This is a genomic window from Pseudomonas sp. NPDC087817 (assembly GCF_044742875.1).
GTDB lineage: Bacteria > Pseudomonadota > Gammaproteobacteria > Pseudomonadales > Pseudomonadaceae > Aquipseudomonas.
Map to the genome: position 1 here is coordinate 98,858 of NZ_JBIUVJ010000006.1, position 18,033 is coordinate 116,890.

The following is an 18,033-nucleotide window of genomic DNA, read 5'->3' on the forward strand; positions in this document are numbered from 1 at the left end:
GGGCTTACGGCCTTATCGCCGGCAAGCCAGCTCCCACAATGATTTGTGATGGACAGGAAGCCCATGTTCAATACAAACCCTGTGGGAGCTGGCTTGCCAGCGATGGCGGCCTGGAGTTCAGCTCATCAACTGAGCCGTACCGAATAATCTGACTCGCACTAATTCCCCCTGCTCTTCCTCAAGCAAAATCGGCGCAGTGCCACCTGGCATTACAACCTGCACCTCTCCTGCATCGACCCAACCGACCCGCCACGCGGCCGAGGCCACTGCGCTGGCGCTGGTGCCGGAGGACGCCGTCGGACCTTCGCCGCGCTCAAACACGCGCGCGACGATCCGTTGCTTTGATTCGCGCACGGCCCATTGCAGATTGATGCCCGCCGGGCAGGGTTGTCCGGCGCCGGTCGGCATGGCGTAGGCGATTCGGGTCAGGTCTTCGTTCAGTGGTGATTCACGCATTCTCTCGTTAGTGGGCAACGCGGTCTTGTCGCCGAGCAGTGTCACGCAATGCGGATTGCCGATGCGTACGAACTGGCTGTGGGTCCATGCGGGATCGAGTTGCGCCAAGGGTTGCACATGACTCACCTCCCGACCGTTTAAGTCGACGCTTTCGACGTTCTGCGCGCCCACGCAAAACGGCCCGAAACTGGGCTGACCGAGATCCAGCCAAAAACCTTTTACCCCTTCTACCTCGGCAGGTTTCACCGAGGTCTCCACCGGTTGACCCTTGTCATGATGCACGCGCAACAGCGAGTCCTCCTCCGGCAGTAAGCCTTGCTCGGTCAGCGCCTGAGAAAAAATCGTAAGGCCGTTGCCACTGCGCTCGGCAAGCGTGCCGTCGGTGTTGACGATCAACACATCAAAGGGCGGCGAGGTCTGGAAAGGGCCGATCAGCAGGCCGTCACTGCGGTGGGATTTGCTGTTCGCGGGCCGCTGGCCTTCGGGCCAGTCACAGCAGAGTTTGATTGCAGCCCTGCTCCACGACTGACGCGACGCTGCGCAAGCAGTGGCACTCGAGGCCAGATCGATACCTGCCCCGCGCAGCGCTTCGGGCGAAAACCACGCCATAGATATTGCCCCGTGCATCGTAGAACTGCGTCATGAACCGGCTCTCGTTTTCGAATATCCAAAGGCGCCACTGTAAAACGCAATCCGTTGTGGGAGCGAGCCTGCTCGCGAAAGCGCGGGGTCAGGCAACATTTTTTCTGACTGAAATACCGCATTCGCGAGCAGGCTCGCTCCCACAGGTTAGGATGTCGACTGCACAGCCCCGAGACCTGCGATCGAACCTCGACGCACAATCACTGTCCTTCGGGGACGCGATGTTTTTTGCCAAGGATTGATATGACCAGCCTCACCTCCCAAGACACCTTCGTCCCCGGACGCCTGCAACAGATGTCTACGCGCATCGCCTTCTTCATCGCCGGACTCGGCATTGCCGCGTGGGCGCCACTGGTGCCGTACGCCAAGGCCCGGGCCGGGCTCGATGAGGGCACGTTGGGTCTGTTGCTTTTGTGTCTGGGGGTCGGTTCGATTCTGGCGATGCCCATGGCGGGGATTCTTGCGACACGGTTCGGCTGTCGTCGGGTCGCCACCGGTGGCACCTTGCTGATCTGCGCGGCGTTGCCATTGCTGGCGACGGTGTCGTCGATCCCGGCGCTGATCGCCACGCTGTTCATGTTCGGCGCCGGGCTCGGCACGGTGGATTCGACGGTGAACCTGCAAGCGGTGATCGTCGAGCGCGCCAGCGGCAAGAACATGATGTCGGGCTTTCACGGCTTGTTCAGTCTGGGTGGGATTGTCGGCGCGGCGGGCGTGAGTGCCCTGCTCGGCCTCGGCCTGTCACCGCTGGGTGCGATGCTGGTGGTGGTGGCCGTGCTGATTGCCGCGTTGTTCAAATGCGTGCCGCACATGTTGCCCTACGGCAGTGAAAGCTCGGGCCCGGCGTTCGCGGTGCCTCACGGCATCGTGCTGTTTATCGGTGGGATGTGCTTCATCGTGTTCCTCACCGAAGGCGCGGCGCTGGACTGGAGTGCGGTGTTTCTGGCGCAGGAACGTGGGATCGACACGGCGTATGCGGGGTTGGGTTACGCGGCATTTGCCCTGACCATGACGGCTGGGCGCTTGATGGGTGACCGGATTGTGCGGATTGTCGGTGCGACGCGGATCATTTTGTTTGGCGGTCTGTTGGCCGCGGCCGGGCTGTTTCTGGCGACGTTCGCGCCGAGCTGGGAAGCCGCGCTGGTCGGTTATGCGCTGGTCGGTGCGGGATGCTCGAATATCGTGCCGGTGCTGTATACGGCAGTGGGCAAGCAGACGGTGATGCCGGAGAGTATTGCGGTGCCGGCGATTACGACGTTGGGTTATGCGGGGATTCTGGCGGGGCCGGCGGTGATTGGGTTTGTTGCGCATGCGAGCAGTTTGAGTTTTGCTTTCGGGCTGATGGCGGTGTTGCTGGTGGCGGTGGCTATTGGTGGGAAGGTGTTGAGGGTCTGAATCGTTGGGTGGGTTGGGGTTTGGGGTTTGGGGTTGTGAGCATATCCGGTGCTGCGGGTGTTGCTGATTAGGGTTCCGCCCTTACGGCGGGTCACTTTTGGCAAACGCCCCAAAAGTAACCAAAAGGGCTGCTCCCTGACGTACGGCACTTCGCCTAGGCTCAGTGTTCCCTCGCTACGGTGTCCATCCGGGGGCATCGCCTCCGGTTTGCTGCGCTGCACCTCCTCTCGATGTGTTTGGCTTCGCCAAACGGCGCTGCGCGCCGACCCCGGATGAACACCTCCGCTCGGCCTGCCGATGGGCCTGAGGATCAAGATCAAGAGCCAGATCAAAGGCCAGATCAAGAGCCCCTCACCCTAGCCCTCTCCCGGACGGAGAGGGGACTGACCGAGGTGTTTGGGAGAGCTACGCCGACTTGAAATACCGAGTCGAACTCAGATTCTGAAAGATTCACAAATCGGCTCCCTCTCCTTAGGGAGAGGGCTGGGGTGAGGGGCAAACCCACCACAAAACCCAAGCCGACCGCACGCTTCTCACCACTCAACATAATGAACGCTAGCTCAAGTACCGCTTTTGACCTTCACCACTCAACACAATAAGCGCTAGCTCAAGTACCGCCCTTGATCTTCACCAGCCATCACAATGAGCGTTAGCTCAAGTACCGCTCTTGATCTTCACCAATCAACACAATGAGCGTTAGCTCAAGTACCGCTCTTGATCTCCACCACTCAACACAATGAGCGTTAGCTCGAGTACCGCTCTTGATCTTCAGCGCCCGTCGGAAGGCTGAGCGGAGGGATTGATCCGGGGTGGGAGCGCAGCGACCGCTTGGCGAAGCCAAGCACATCGAGAGGAGGTGCAGCGAAGCAAACCGGAGGCGATGACCCCCGGATCGATCCCGCAGCGAAGGAACCCGAGCCACAGCGAGGGCCGTACGTCAGGGTAAAGCCTTTTTGGTTACTTTTTCGGCGTCTGGAAAAAGTGACCCGCCGTAAGGGCGGAACCCTAAGCCGCCCCAAAAAAAACAACGGATATGCCCCCAATCAAAACCCAACACTAGCCTGAACAAAGAACGTCCGAGGCGCCCCCACATACATCCCCGAATTGTTATCGCTCGAACGCGTAAAGTACTGCTTATCAAAAACGTTCTTCACCCCCGCCCCCAACTTCAAGTTAGAAACCTGAGGCCCAAAGTCATACCCCCCGCGCACGTTCCAGGTCACATACCCCGGAATATCGCCGTACTGCCCATCCGCCGTGCCGTCAGTGATGTAATTGCCGTTAAAGCTGCCATCAGCATTCACCCCGGTACCCGGCGAACGCTGTTTCGACTGGGCAAACCCATCAATGTTGTAAGTCCAGCGATTCACGTCATACCGCAAACCAACCGTCGCCACCTGACGCGAATAAAACGGCAGATCACGCCCCTTGAACCCCGGAATCTCGCCTTCATACGTCGCGCGGGTGTAAGTAAAACCGGCATTCGCAGTCAAGCCATCCAGACGCGGATCCAGCGCCGCCATATCGTAATGCACCGACGCCTCAATCCCCTGGTGCTTGGTCGCACCCAGATTGGTCCAACCCACATCGTTGCTGATGTATTGCAGTTCGTCATCGAAGTCGATGTAGAACAGCGTCACTTCCCCGCCCCACACGTCATCGTTGTAGCGCGTACCGATCTCGTAAGTCTTGGCCTTTTCCGGCTCAAGACCGTTGGCCGTCTGGTCGCCCGAGCCACCCTGCCCCAGCTGGAAATACTGCAGGCTGCCAAACGACGTTTCGTAGTTGGCGAACAGCTTCCACGCATCCGACAGGTGATACATCACGCTCAGCGCCGGCAGCGGTTCGTTGCTTTCGATGCTGCGGTTTTTCTCCTGAACCGGTTTACCCGCCGTATCGAGCACGGCGCGATCGTGCCAGTCAGTGCTGATGTGTTCAAAGCGAATACCCGGCGTGATCGTCCAGTTGCCGACGTCGATCTTGTTGTCGATGTAGACCGAGTTGGCTTCGGTGCCGCCCGTGCGGTCCTGGAACACATGGCCATCGGACGTTGGTGTGAGCACCGGCTGATTGTTGACCAGCGCCACACGGCTCGACTGCTCGTGCATCGCCTCTTTCAGATAGCGATAACCGACGCTGACTTCCTGCGTGGTCGGGCCGACATCAAAGACACGCGATACGCGCGGCTCGATACCCAGCGTGTAGTACGAACGCGGGTACGAGCTGAGGGTTTTCTGGTCGCGGGCGGCGATGGTGCTGCCACGGAAACTGTCGGTGTAGTAGGTGAGGATTTCTGCCTGGGTGCGTTCGTCGATCTGGCGGATCCACTTGAACGACACGTCTTTGCGCCGCCCCGTGAATTGGTCGTAGTCACGCACCGAGTCGTACGGTTTGTCGTCGTACTGCTTTTGCGTGAGACCGCCGGGCATGTCGGCGCTGGCGTCGTAGTAATGGAAATTGAGGCTGAAATCGTCCTGATCGGTCGGAGCCCAATGGGTCTTGAGCAGCACGTCGTCGATGTCGTTACCGTTATTGCGCTCGCGATAACCGTTGCCGTTGACGCCCGAGTACAGCAACGCCACGCCCATGCCGTTATCGGCAGTGCCGCCGAGGAATGCGGTGTCGATGTGCTTCCAGCCGCCGTACTGAGTGGTTTCCAGCGTGGTGCCGATTTCACCGGTGGTTTTTTCCGGAATGGCCCGAGTGACGAAGTTGATCACGCCGCCGACGTTTTGCGGCCCGTAACGCACGGACCCGGCGCCGCGGACGACGTCGATGCTGTCGAGGTTGCCGGAGGAAATCGGCGCCATCGACAGTTGTGGTTGACCGTATGGGGCAAACGCCGCCGGCACGCCGTCGATCAGCACAGTCGAGCGTGGCGACAGCCGCGAAGTCAGGCCGCGCACACCGACGTTGAGGGAGATGTCGCTGCCACCGGTGCCGTTGGAGTCCTGCACCTGCACGCCCGGCACACGCTTGAGCACGTCACTGACGTTCATCGCGCCCTGCTCGACCATCGCTTCGCGGCGGATCACCGTGCGTGCGCCAGGGTGGTTCTGCACCACGGCGGCGTTGGCGTCGCCCAGCCAGTCGCCGACCACTTTGATGTCGGTCACGCCCAGTTCCAGCGGGCCATTGCTGGCAGCGGAAGTCGACGCGGGCGACAGGGTCACCGACCCTTCGTTGATCTGATAATCCAGACCGCTGCCTTGCAGCAATTGGCGCAGCGCCTGTTCCGGAGAGATGTCGCCATCCACCGCTGGGGCTTGTTTACCGGCGACCAGATCGGGACTGAAAAACACTTGCAGCGAAGTCTGCTGACCCAGTTCGCTCAGGGCCTGGCCCAGTGGCTGGGCGCGGATATGAATGGCGTCGGCAGCGTATGCCAGAGGCATGGCAGCGTTGACCGCCAGCGCGAGGGCCAGCGGCAACCAAGGGGATTTCTTGTTGTTGGCAGTGGTGGTTTTCACGTCGAACGTAGTCCTGTGGATCGCAAGAGTGTGCGGCTGTTAATGCAAACCAGTTGCAGTTGAACAGGAAGACGATGAACTCGAAAAAAACCTGAATTTTATTTTGAAATTATTTCCTGACTGCCATCGGCGAGGGTGCGAACGGCCACCGGCAGGATGCTCGGCAACGCCTTGAGCAAGGCGTCGGTGTTGTCGGATTTGAACACGCTGGTCAGGCGCAGATTGGCCACGGTCGGGTTGGCGACGGTCAATGGTTTTTCGCGATAACGCGACACTTCGGCGGCGACTTCGCTGAGGCTGGCGTTGGTGAACACCAGTTTGCCGCCGCGCCACGCCGTCAGTTCGGCCGGATTGACCGCATAGGCTGCCGCGACTTTGCCCTGCGCATCGACATAGCTGCCAAGGCCCGCAGTCAGGCTGATGAACTCATTGTCCGGCGTATGACGCCCCTGCACCTTGACCGTGCCCTGCTCCACCGCGACCCGGGTTTGCGTGACATCGCGGCGCACATCGAAGCGCGTGCCGGTGACCGTGACCTTGCCGCTGCCGGCCTCGACCACGAAGGGCCGGGCGCTGTCGTGCTGGACGCTGAACATCGCCTCGCCTTCAGTCAGCTCGATCAGCCGGCGATCCTTCTCAAAGCGCACCTGCAAGCGGCTGCGACTGTTCAGATCGATCACCGAGCCATCCGGCAGCGCCACATGCTTGCGCTCACCCAGCGCCGTGGCGAATTCGGCGCTGTAGCCGCCCGGATGATTCAAACCGCTGAACAGCCCGAGCCCAAGCGCCACCGCCAGCACACTGGCCGCCACTGCGTAGCGCAGCAGCGGACGCCGTTCGCGACGGCTCGGTGGCGTATCGATAAGAGCTTTGAGCCGTGGCGCCGGCAGCAGATCCGCCGCTGACCACAAACCTTGCAACAACTGAAATTCGGCACGGTGCTGCGGATGTTCATTCAGCCAGGCATCGAAGCGCAGCTGCTCGTCGGCACTGACAGCCGACTCCTGCAAACGCACAAACCAGCGAGCCGCATCATCGCGCACCGTTGTTTGCCCGCACGCGCAATCACGAGTATCCATCATGGAATGTCCTGTTTGGCTGGGGATGAAAAAGCACGGCCGCTCATGACTGCAACCCGTCGAGGCGATCACGCAGATGCCGCAGGGTGCGGATCATATACTTTTCGACCATGTTCTTGGACAGCCCCAGGCGTTCGGCGATTTCTGCCTGGGTCAGGCCTTCGATCTTCTGCCAGACGAAAATCTTCCGGCAATTGACCGGCAGCTCGGCGAGCGCCCGTTCGATGGAGTCGGCCAGCTGGATCGCATGCATGTAATGCTCCGGGTCGCCGGACGACGACTCACCATGATCGATTGCCTCCGACTCCATGGCACTGCGTCGATCCTCGCGCCGATAGCCATCGACCGCGATATTGCGTGCGGTCTGATGCAAATACGCCCGGGGCTGCTGCACCGCCGTCGAATCGGACTCAAGCACCCGCACAAAGGTGTCGTGCGCCAGATCCTCGGCCTGCGAGCGATTGCGCAGGCGGCGAGTCCAGGTGCCGATCAACTCTTCGTAATGCTCGAAAAAGCCGGGTCTGCGGGGACGCATGGGGGTATGGGCGGCGTGCTGAGGAAAGGGTGTGAATAGTAATGCTTCCTATTAAGCCCGGCAATTTATTCCGCGCCACCGACGAACTTGTCTTTTCTACGCTAACAGCCACCAGCATGTGCAATAACGAGGCGGCGTGGATTACATGCGCACCAGATTGACGGCACCACCGAGCTCAAGCACCAACTCCTTGAACAAAAACACTGAATAACCGATCAGTAACCCCAAGACCGCCAAAGTACCTTTCGCCTCGACAGGAATGAGCTTCAGCTCGGGATGAAACAGCGACGCGCCGAAGACGATCAGGCAAATGCCAGCCGCGCAGACAGCGACCATCATCAGGATGAAGTAAATCCAGAACGCTACCGGAGTGAGCCGCGAACGCAACGCAAACCAGCTACCGTCGGCTTTGACTAATGCCATCCCTCTGATAAAACGATCCATGGCCAGACCCGGATTGCTTTTTTTATAATTCAACACGTTACGGATCTGTTGGGAATCAGCATTGACCGGCCCCCAGGCGTCCTGGAACGCGATTTGCAGATCGACGTCGTTGATGTTTTTGAAGGTAGTGCGCAGCGTCTGCTGCTGTTGAACCCGCCCCCTGGCTTTGGCAATTCTCAGTCGATTGGCCTTGGTTGAATGAGGCTGGCTCCACTCAAAAATCGTCATTGCGACCCCCAATGCAATGAAAACAGTGCCGAGCATTTTCGAGGGGCCGAAATCGTCCTGTACCACAGGCGCGGCTGCATGCCCGATCAAGGCCAGAATGCCCTGGAAAGCCATCGCCATCAGATCAAGTATTCCTGGAACCCAGAAAACGACCCCGATCGTAATGAAGTTCCTGCTGGGCTTTCCGATGTACCAAACAAGAAATTGTTTGACGAGCGGCAATACATCCCCCTTCCAGTCAATCCCAGAACTCATTATTGACTATCTCCCTGAACGTTTAATGTGAGGTGCTTCCCTATAGCGTGCCAGACGATAGTTTCTTGAGCCGACAAACACAAAAACAAAACTAGAACCCAGAACAAACGAGCTTGCTCGAGAATACGGTATGCCAATCATTCATTGAATGACTGAACGAACGCCTTCGCGAGCAAGCTCGCTCCCACCCTCTTACGGGTGTTGGATCAGCCTTTCTCGTCGATCCCGGCTTGCAGAGGCTGGCCATTCAGATGGCCGCTCAGGGTGACCGGGCCGACTTTCAGGTTGCCGTCTTCAAAGGAAACCTTGGGTGCGTTTTCCTCCTTCTTCTGCGGCAGATCAAGCCCGGCTTTTACACCGTAATCGAGGTTGCTCAGATCAGTGCTGCCGACCTTCGAACCACCGAGATCAACCTTGCCTTCGGACGAGGAAATCCGCGCGCCGGTCAGTTGCGTGGCGCCGCCGACGTTGAGGTTCACGCCCTGGCTGGCACTGATGCCGGAGGCTTGCTTGACGCTGTCCTTGTGCGCGTATTCGCCCTGCGCTTTCAGGGTCGGCTTGTAGTCGGTGCCGGCGAGTTTTTCCTTGTCGCTCGGTGGATTTTTCTTCGCAGTCAGGCCCAGATCGACATCGACCTTGGCATGGGTCTGCGAGTCCTGACGGCTTTCGACAGTCATGTCACCGGCAACCTTGCCGCCGACATTCTGCGCCTCGATCCGCGCACCCGACAGCTGTGCATCACCCGCGCTGTTCAGCACCACCGTGTCAGCCTTGATCTGGCTGTTCTGCTGTGTGGTGCCCTGCAGGTAATCCACCCCCACCTTGGCTCCGGCATTGAAACCGTGGTCGCTGCTTGCCTTCTCATCGGCCGCGGTTGGGGTTTTGCTGCTCAGGTTGCCACCGGCATTCAGTGCCACATTCCAGTTGTTGCGGTTGTCGGTGGATTGCGCCGACTCCTGCACGTAACCGCCCTTCTGCGCATCAACGCTTACGTTTGGCGCTGCGACTTGAGTGCCTTGCAGATGAACCGCATCACCACTCAGGGCGATACCGTTCTGGCTGCTGAGTTGGCCACCGGTGAGGGTTTGCGCGTGCTCGTTGACCCGACCGATGTTGAAGTTGCCACTCAGATTGCCGCCCTGATCTCGGCTCTTCTCGCTGCTGGTTTTGCTGCCACCACCCTTCAAGCCACCGCCGAGATTGCTGCCGGTGGCGTCGTGAGTATTGGTGGCTGCTTGCAGATCGAGTTTGCCGTCGGCGTGCAAATCGATGGCGCCAGCGCTGTCGATCTTCGTGCCTTGTTGAACCTGATTGCCGCCGCTGCTCAGTTGCACGCCGTTACCGCTGATGCTCGCGACGTGCGCCTGAGTGTCAGTGGTTTGCTTGCCGGTGTGATCGAGCTGGAAGCCAGCGCCGAGGTCGACGTTGGTGCCGTCGGTGCCCGGCAAGGTGCCGACTGTGAGCGAGGCATTGCCGCGCAGACTGGACTCGTTGCTGTGCTGGCGGTCGGTAGCCTGATTCAGCGCCAGATCGCCGCCGGTCTTGATGTTGACACCGCCCTGCCCGCCGTCGAATCGACTGCCCTCAAACTGCGCGTCACCGGCGGTTTTAATGTTCACGCCCTGGCTGCCGGCATACCCGCCGACCACTGCACTGGAACTGTCCTTGGCGGACTGGCTACTGCCACCCGCGCCGCTGCCGGCGACGTTCACGTCTTCACCGGTTTTGGTGTAGACGCGCACATCGACCTTGGCATCGACTGCATTGTCGCTGCTGCTGTGGGTGTTGCTCGCCGCATCGGCGACCAGTTTGTCGGCGCTGATGTTCACTTTGCCGGCGCTGGCGTTGTACTGGGTGCCTTGGTCGCGCAAGGTGCCGGTGACGTTGACATCGACGCTGCCGCCGTCGAAACGGCTGACCACCGCGTTGCTGCTTTGCTCGGTTTTATCAGCGCTGCCATGGCCGATCGCAACGTCAATACCGACGTTCGGTTGACCCAGATTGCTCAGCGCATCCTTGTCCGGCACCTTGCCGTTCAACACCTCTTTGACGACACCGGCAATCGGTCGGGCGATGTCTTTGTACTCGACGTTGGCGCCGATGTCCGCCGACCAGTTGCTCTCGGTGTGAGTGCTGCTTTCAGTGTTGCTCGCCGCGCGGTTGTCGACTTCGTTGGCCGCGATGTTCAGACCGGTGCCAGCCTTGACCTGCGCGCCTTCGGTGGCAAGTTTGTCAGCATTGATGGTCAGGCCACCGGCACTCTGCACGCTGCTGGTTTGCGCAGTGGTTTTGCTCGTGGTGTCCTGCGAAGTGCCGTGGGCGAAATCGACGCCACTGCCGGCGCGGTCGAGGCCGCCGGTGTAGTAGAAACCGCCGCCGGTGCTGGTCTTGTCGGTGGAGGATTTGTGGCTGTCTTCTTCCGCCAGCAACGAGACATTCTTGCCACTCAGGCTGGTATCGCCAGCGGTGGATTTCACCTCGCCGCCCTTGATGGTCAGATCGCCGCCGGCCTTCACCTGTACAGTGCCGCCGCTGAGGCTTGAGCCCTGCTGAGTGACATCGTTTTTAGTGACGGTTTGCTGCTTGTCTTCGTAATGAATCCCCGCGCGATATTGCTCCGGCGTTTGCTCTTTGGCGTAAGCATCGAAGCCGCGTGTCTGCGTGTTGTCAGTACTGTCGTGGCTGTTCTGCGCCGAATGCACGTTGACATCCCCCGCCGCGTCCGCCGTCAGCGCGCCGCCCGCCTTGACCGTCGAGCCGGCCACTTCGATGTCCTTGGCGCTCTTGAGCTTGAGGTTGCTGTCGGACACCAGTTCGCTGCGCACCGTGGTGCTGTCCTTGGCGTTCTGGCGTGACTCGTCCTTGGTGATGCCGAAGAACTTGCTGTCCTTGTCATGGTTGTTGCTGTGCGAGGTGTCCTGCACGCCGTCGATGACCAGCGAACCCTTGTCACTGATGACACTCGCTTCGGTGTCGCCCCGGACCTGGCTGCCACTGATGCGCACATCGTCAGCCTTGACGATCAATTTGCCGGCGGCGTTGATCTTGCTGCCCTGATGCTGGGTCTGGCCCTTGTCGGCATCGCCGGTCTTGCCGAAGAAACCACCGCCGACCAGATCACCGGAATAGCGGTTGTCGCTGCTGCGATTGGTGCGCGTGGCGGTGGTGATTTCCACCTGTTTGCCGGCCAGTTGCAGGTCGCCCGAGCTGTTCAGCTCGGCGCCTTCGGAGCGCAACAAAGCGGCGGTTTGCAGGGCGATGTTGCCGGCCTTCAACTGGCTGCTGATGCTGCGCTGCTCTTCGCTGCTGGTGTTCCAGTCGGCTTTCCACAGGTGCTTGCGGTGATTGCCCTGATCAGTCTGGGTGTGGCTTTCGGTGGCGGCAGTCAGGCGCAGATCGCCGCCGCTTTTCACCTCAAGATTCTTCGCTGCCTCAACCTTGGCGGCCTTGAGTTCGGCATCCTTGCCGGCGGACAGTGTCGCGTCGCGGCTGGCAACGATCTGGCTGCCGTGCTGACGCGATTCGCTGTCGGTCTGGGTGCGGTCATAGGTTTCCCAAGTGATGCCGATGGTGCTGTTGTTCCAGTTCTCGCGCTTTTCCTGGAGCTTGCGGCTCTCGACCGTGCTCAGGGTCAGGTTGCGTTTGGCAACGACGGAGACGTCGCGGCCACTGACATCGGTGGCCGCCAGGGTCAGGTCCTTGCCGCTGTGCAAACCGACATCGCCCTGGCTGCTGCGGATGCCTGCACGGGTTACGTCGAGGCTGTTGGCCACGGCCTCACCACTGACATTGAGGTCACCGGCGGAACGAATCTGCACGCCATCACGACCGGCCACTTGCACTGCGCCAACGCGCACGCCTGCCCCTTCAGCGGTGCTGACGATGTTGATGCGTCCGGCCTGCATCGCGCCGAACAGGCTGGCGTCGATGCGCTGATCGCCAGTGTTGCCCGCCGGGTCCACGATTTTCACTTGGCCGCTGGCGTAATCAACCTGATTGCGACCGACCGTGATGTTCAGTTGATCGCGGGCAGTAAGCGCGCCCTGGCTGTCGATACGCGGGGCGATCAGGTTGATCGAGCCCTCGGCGTTACGCAGGCCGCCGCTCTGGATCTGCAACTGACCACTGGCGTCACGGGTGTTCAAACCTTGCAGTTTGCCGTCGTTCAATTCCGGGCGCCCGACCACCAGATTGGCGTTCGGCGTGTTGATGAAACTGCCGCCATTGACCGAAATGCCGTTAGGGTTGGCCAGCACGTAATCGGCAGGACGACCAAAGATTTCCTGTGCGCCGTTGATTGCCGACGGGTTGCGGCTGATCACTTCGTTGAGGATCACGCTTGCGGCTTGCCCTTGCAGTTGCGGGTTGGCCGCCAGTTGCCCGGCAAGTTGCGATTGCCCGGCCTGCAAGGCGTTGTTCAGCACCAGCCCCTGACGGTCGACGTTGTAGTCGAGGAACTGGTTATGCGACAGGCCCGAGCCGTTGGGCGCGACGATGTTGACGATGGGCACACCGCCCTGGGTCTGCAATTGCGCGGTGCCACCGGGGCCCGGCGCGACCACGACACCGCCGGCCATCGCGTTCGGCAGGTGCACGGCGAAGAACAGGCTGGCAATTGCCCAGCGCAATTTGCCCCGAGGCGAAAGATGAAATGCAAAGGTGTGTGCTGGCATAAAAACGTCTCCATGTGAGTACGGCATCACGTCGCGCGATTTAGTCTTGGCCGTGGCTGTCACGCTCAGATCCAACGGCTGTTTGTTCACTGCATTCTTGGTTTATGTAGCGCTCATATTTGCAAACCGACGCGCATCAGCCAGGTTTCAGGCTCATGTTGCAGACCGTTCGGCGTGTTGAGTGCGCGCTGGTAATCGACATCGACACTGAAGTTTTTCCAGCCCAGATTCAGCCCGACACTGGCACTGCTCAGGCGTTGGCCCTGAGCGCCGTGATCGGCCTTGATATAGCCGTGGTCGAGGCCGATACGCGGCGTCATCTGCACAGGCCATTCGCTGCGCAACGGCAGCCGCAATGTGTTGCGCCAGATCGCGCCGCTGGCCCCGGACGCACTGCTGACGCGATAGCCGCGTACTGCCGAATCGTCGGTGCCGAGCAGTTGTTCGATGGCCGGCAACGGGTCCGGGCTGTACTGCAAATTCAGTTGGCTCTGCCACTGCCAGGTCTGCGCGCCGAACTGACCATTGCGCCACTGACTGAGGCTGGCGCGGTACTTGTGGAACTGCGCCTTGGGCAGGTTGTTGATCTGCTGCCGCGAGTCGTCATCGGCACCGAACCAGCGCAGGCCCTGGGCGTAATTGACGTCGAGGTTCCACACCGCACGGTCGAGCCAGAACAGATTGAGCCCGGCTTCGGCCACGGTCAGGGTCGGGCTCTGAATGCCCAGCCGCACGTTTTCCAGATAGCTGTCGACGTCCTTGTGCGCCAATTGCAGGTTGGCACTGAGCTGCCGGCTCTGGTCGCGCCACAACACACGGTCGGCGCGCAGGCTGACCTGGTCGGTGATGCCGGTGCTGTGAAAAGTCGTGCTTGGCAGTTTGAACGGCGCGCGGTATTCGGCGTGGCTGGCGAACACGCTGTAGGTCCAGTAGCCGTAGGGAATCGCGTAATACAGGCTGGCGTTGCGACTGTAACGATCACCCTGATTCAAGGTGTCACTGGCGCTGAGGCTCAACAGGTCGTTGAGTTCCAGCGGGCTGTCGAGGCTCAGGCTGAGCGTATCGCGGTCGCGCCCGGTGCTGGCGCTGCCGAGGTTGTCGAACCCCGCATTCAAGGCCCAGCGCGACTGCCCGGAGGTGCGTGAACGCAGAATGATCCGCGAGGCGCCGGGCTGACTGCCGGGGGCGATGTCGGCGGTCAGATCGACAGAACGCAGGCGGTTCAACTGGTCGAGGCCTTGCTCCAGATCACGCAGGTTCAGCGGCCCGCCAAGCATCCCCGGAAACGCACCGCCCAGCGACACCGGCAGACTCTGATCGGCCAGTTCGATGGACTCGATGTAGCCCTCGTCGACCATGATGTCGAGCGACTGCCCTGCCGCCGGAGCGCTTGCCAGATACGGGCGGCTGGCGATGTAGCCCTTCTCCACGTAGATCGCGGTGATGGTGGCGAGCAGATGATTGATCTGGCCGACGCCCATGCACGGTGCCAGCAGCGGTTTGATGCGTGCGTTGAGTTTGTCGCTGTCGATCAGCGTCACGCCGCCGATACGCGTGCCGCTCAACGGCCAGCAGCGTTCATCGGGGGTGAGGGTTTGCGGCATCGTCGGCGTGGCGGGTGCCGGACCGAACGAGCCGCGTTCCAGTTGGCGCTTTCTTTGTTCCAGTTGCAGTTGTTGCAGATCGCGCTGTTGCTGTTGCTGCTGGCGCAACACTTCCTGGCCCGGCGCGACAGGTTCGGCAGCTTCAAGCGAGGAGGCACACACACTCAACACAAAGGCCGACAACAGCGGGCAACGCGTGGAACGACGACGAGAAGCAGCGCAAAGCGAATACGGCACGCAATATCCTTGCGATCATCAAATGGCGTAATGCCACCCTATCAATGATCGTGATAGTCGGAGCCCTTATTCACAAATGCAAGACGCTTCCTACCGTGCTTACACTTCTTAAACAATTGATTAAACAGGGGCTAGGCGCGTCTCAGGGTTTCCCCTATGAATTGAATTTGCGCTAGGTAAAAGGCGCAGCGAGCCATCTGACGATCGGTGCCAAAAATAAATTGCCACCAAATATTACCTACGTCATATTACAGCCGTAATAACGACCCGTTTCCGCAGGTATTACGCCATGACCAACATGCCCACCCTCGAACCTGACCTCGCTGTCCCGGTCAAGACTAAACTGCCGCTGCTTAAACGCTTGTTGATTCCCGGCATCGGTTTGATCGCGCTGGTGTTTGCCACGGTGTATGCCGTGCACTGGTGGGGCGCCGGGCGTTTTCTCGAGGAAACCGACGATGCTTACATCGGTGGCGACGTCACAGTGATCGGGCCGAAAGTCGCCGGTTACATCGAAGAGGTGCTGGTCAGCGACAACCAACACGTCAAGGCTGGCGATGTTTTGATCCGCCTCGACGCCCGCGACTATCGCGCCAACCTCGCCAAAGCCGAGGGCGCGGTGGCTGCCGAAGAGGCGCTGCTGGCCAACCTCGACGCCACCGAGCAACTTCAGCAAGCGGTGATCGGTCAGGCCCGCGCCGGCATCGATGCGGCAGGTGCCGAAACCGCTCGCTCGCGGGACGACAACGCTCGCTACAAACGTCTGGTGACCACCAATGCCGTCTCGGTAGAAAGCGCCCAGCGCGCCGACGCCACCTTCAAAACCGCCCAAGCCTTGAGCGCCCGCGCCCAGGCTGAATTGCTCGCCGCACAACGCCAACTCGCAGTGATCGATACGCAAAAACAACAGGCCCGCGCCGCCCTCCAGCAAGCGCGCGCCGAACGCGATCTGGCGCAGCTGAACCTCGGCTACACCGAACTGCGCGCGCCGGTTGACGGCGTGATCGGCAACCGCCGCGCACGGGTCGGCGCCTACGCGCAGGCCGGCTCGCAACAACTGTCGGTGGTGCCGGCCAGCGGTTTGTGGGTCGATGCCAACTTCAAGGAAGACCAATTGGCGCGGATGAAACCCGGCCAGCGCGTGAGCATCCGCGCCGACGTACTGGCCGGCCAGGAATTCCATGGCCGCCTCGACAGCCTCGCCCCGGCCACCGGCTCGCAGTTCAGCGTACTGCCGCCAGAAAACGCCACCGGCAACTTCACCAAAATCGTCCAGCGCGTACCCGTGCGCATCCTCCTCGACCCGGCCGATGGCGTGCTCGGCCACTTGCGTCCGGGCCTGTCGGTGACCGCCGAAGTCGACACCCGCGCCCAGCCTGAAACCAGCGCCGTGGCCGTCGCACCATGAGCGCTACCCTCGCCGCTCCCGCGCAGCCGTTCAACGCGGCGGACATGACCACCGCGACCAAGGTGTTCGCCTTCGCCACGATGTGCATCGGCATGTTCATTGCGCTGCTGGATATCCAGATTGTCTCGGCGTCGTTGCGTGATATCGGCGGCGGCCTCTCCGCCGGCACCGACGAAACCGCGTGGGTGCAGACCAGTTACCTGATCGCCGAAATCATCGTGATTCCGCTGTCGGGCTGGTTGTCGCGAGTGTTCTCCACGCGCTGGCTGTTCTGCGCCTCAGCGGTGGGTTTCACCCTCGCCAGCCTGCTCTGCGGCGTGGCCTGGAACATCCAGAGCATGATCGCCTTCCGCGCACTGCAAGGTTTTCTCGGCGGTTCGATGATTCCGCTGGTGTTCACCACGGCATTCTTTTTCTTCACCGGCAAACAACGGGTGATTGCTGCGGCGACCATCGGCGCGGTGGCGTCGTTGGCACCGACACTGGGCCCGGTGATCGGCGGCTGGATCACCGATATTTCCTCGTGGCACTGGCTGTTCTACATCAACCTGGTGCCAGGGATTTTCGTCGCCGTGGCGGTGCCGATGCTGGTGAAAATCGATCAGCCGGAACTGTCGCTGCTCAAGGGTGCGGATTACCTGAGCATGGTGTTTCTCGCACTGTTTCTCGGCTGCCTGGAATACACCCTCGAAGAAGGCCCGCGCTGGAACTGGTTCAGTGACCAGACCATCCTGACCACGGCGTGGATCAGCGGCCTGGCGGGATTGGCTTTTATCGGCCGCACCTTGCACGTGGCCAATCCGATCGTCGATCTGCGCGCATTGAAGGACCGCAATTTCGCCCTCGGCTGCTTCTTTTCGTTCGTCACCGGGATTGGCCTGTTCGCGACGATTTATCTGACGCCGCTGTTTCTCGGGCGGGTGCGCGGCTACAGCGCGCTGGACATTGGTCTCGCGGTTTTCTCCACCGGGGTGTTCCAGATCATGGCGATTCCGCTGTATGCCTTTCTGGCCAATCGCATGGATTTGCGCTGGATCATGATGATCGGCCTGGGTCTGTTCGCGGTGTCGATGTGGGAGTTCAGCCCGATCACCCACGACTGGGGCGCGGGGCAATTGATGCTGCCGCAAGCCTTGCGCGGGATTGCCCAGCAATTGGCGGTGCCGCCGGCCGTGACGTTGACGTTGGGTGGGTTGGCGCCAGCCCGTCTGAAGCATGCGTCGGGCTTGTTCAACCTGATGCGCAACCTCGGTGGTGCGATCGGGATTGCGGCGTGCGCAACCATTCTCAATGATCGCACCAACCTGCATTTCACCCGGTTGGCCGAACATCTGAACAGCAGCAATGAGGCGATGAATCAGTGGCTGACGCAGGTCGGCGGTAACCTCGCGACGCTGGGCCAGAGTGGTGATATTGGCGTCACCGCCAGCCTGCGCCAGTTATGGCTGCTGACCTATCGCGAGGCGCAAACGCAAACCTACGGCGACACCTTTCTGATGATTATGGTGTGCTTCGTCATCGCCACGGCGATGGTGCCCTTGATGCGCAAGGTACAACCACCGGCCGCGCCGAGTGCCGACGCACATTAATTTGAATCGCGAAGCTGC

The 18,033-nt window shown here is 60.7% G+C and carries 9 protein-coding genes and 1 pseudogene; 3 read left to right on the plus strand and 7 right to left on the minus strand.

Features of this window, described 5'->3' with window-relative positions:
• Positions 1-117 precede the first annotated feature (117 nt).
• Positions 118-1,099, minus strand: a pseudogene (locus ACIONG_RS08585) (diaminopimelate epimerase).
• Between the two features lie 242 nt (positions 1,100-1,341).
• Here ACIONG_RS08585 and ACIONG_RS08590 point away from each other — a divergent pair.
• Positions 1,342-2,493: an MFS transporter gene (locus ACIONG_RS08590; RefSeq protein ID WP_212809704.1), complete on the plus strand. Its 1,152-nt coding sequence runs from the start codon at positions 1,342-1,344 to the stop codon at positions 2,491-2,493.
• A gap of 1,043 nt (positions 2,494-3,536) precedes the next feature.
• On the opposite strand, the gene ACIONG_RS08595 is transcribed toward ACIONG_RS08590, so the two are convergent.
• From ACIONG_RS08595 to ACIONG_RS08620, 6 genes are all read right to left on the minus strand, one after another.
• On the minus strand, positions 3,537-5,963 hold the full coding sequence (locus ACIONG_RS08595; RefSeq protein ID WP_401298200.1) for a TonB-dependent siderophore receptor: 2,427 nt from the start codon (positions 5,961-5,963) through the stop codon (positions 3,537-3,539).
• Between the two features lie 98 nt (positions 5,964-6,061).
• Positions 6,062-7,045 (minus strand): FecR family protein, encoded by a 984-nt coding sequence (locus tag ACIONG_RS08600; protein WP_401298203.1) that lies wholly within the window; start codon positions 7,043-7,045, stop codon positions 6,062-6,064.
• Positions 7,046-7,085: 40 nt separating this feature from the next.
• Positions 7,086-7,577 carry a sigma-70 family RNA polymerase sigma factor gene (locus ACIONG_RS08605; RefSeq protein WP_103306310.1) on the minus strand — a complete coding sequence of 164 codons (492 nt, stop codon included), beginning with the start codon at positions 7,575-7,577 and terminating at the stop codon, positions 7,086-7,088.
• A gap of 141 nt (positions 7,578-7,718) precedes the next feature.
• Entirely contained in the window at positions 7,719-8,504 is a 786-nt protein-coding gene (locus ACIONG_RS08610; RefSeq protein WP_401298207.1) for a hypothetical protein, read from the minus strand.
• Positions 8,505-8,710: 206 nt separating this feature from the next.
• Positions 8,711-13,177 carry a hemagglutinin repeat-containing protein gene (locus tag ACIONG_RS08615; RefSeq protein WP_401298210.1) on the minus strand — a complete coding sequence of 1,489 codons (4,467 nt, stop codon included), beginning with the start codon at positions 13,175-13,177 and terminating at the stop codon, positions 8,711-8,713.
• A 113-nt stretch (positions 13,178-13,290) separates the two neighbouring features.
• On the minus strand, positions 13,291-15,018 hold the full coding sequence (locus tag ACIONG_RS08620) for a ShlB/FhaC/HecB family hemolysin secretion/activation protein (RefSeq protein ID WP_401298212.1): 1,728 nt from the start codon (positions 15,016-15,018) through the stop codon (positions 13,291-13,293).
• A 289-nt stretch (positions 15,019-15,307) separates the two neighbouring features.
• Between ACIONG_RS08620 and ACIONG_RS08625 the strand changes: the two genes are divergently transcribed.
• Positions 15,308-16,426 carry an HlyD family secretion protein gene (locus tag ACIONG_RS08625; RefSeq protein WP_401298215.1) on the plus strand — a complete coding sequence of 373 codons (1,119 nt, stop codon included), beginning with the start codon at positions 15,308-15,310 and terminating at the stop codon, positions 16,424-16,426.
• Entirely contained in the window at positions 16,423-18,015 is a 1,593-nt protein-coding gene (locus ACIONG_RS08630) for a DHA2 family efflux MFS transporter permease subunit (RefSeq protein WP_401298217.1), read from the plus strand. The genes ACIONG_RS08625 and ACIONG_RS08630 overlap by 4 nt, the downstream gene beginning before the upstream one ends.
• The last annotated feature ends 18 nt before the right edge of the window (positions 18,016-18,033 follow it).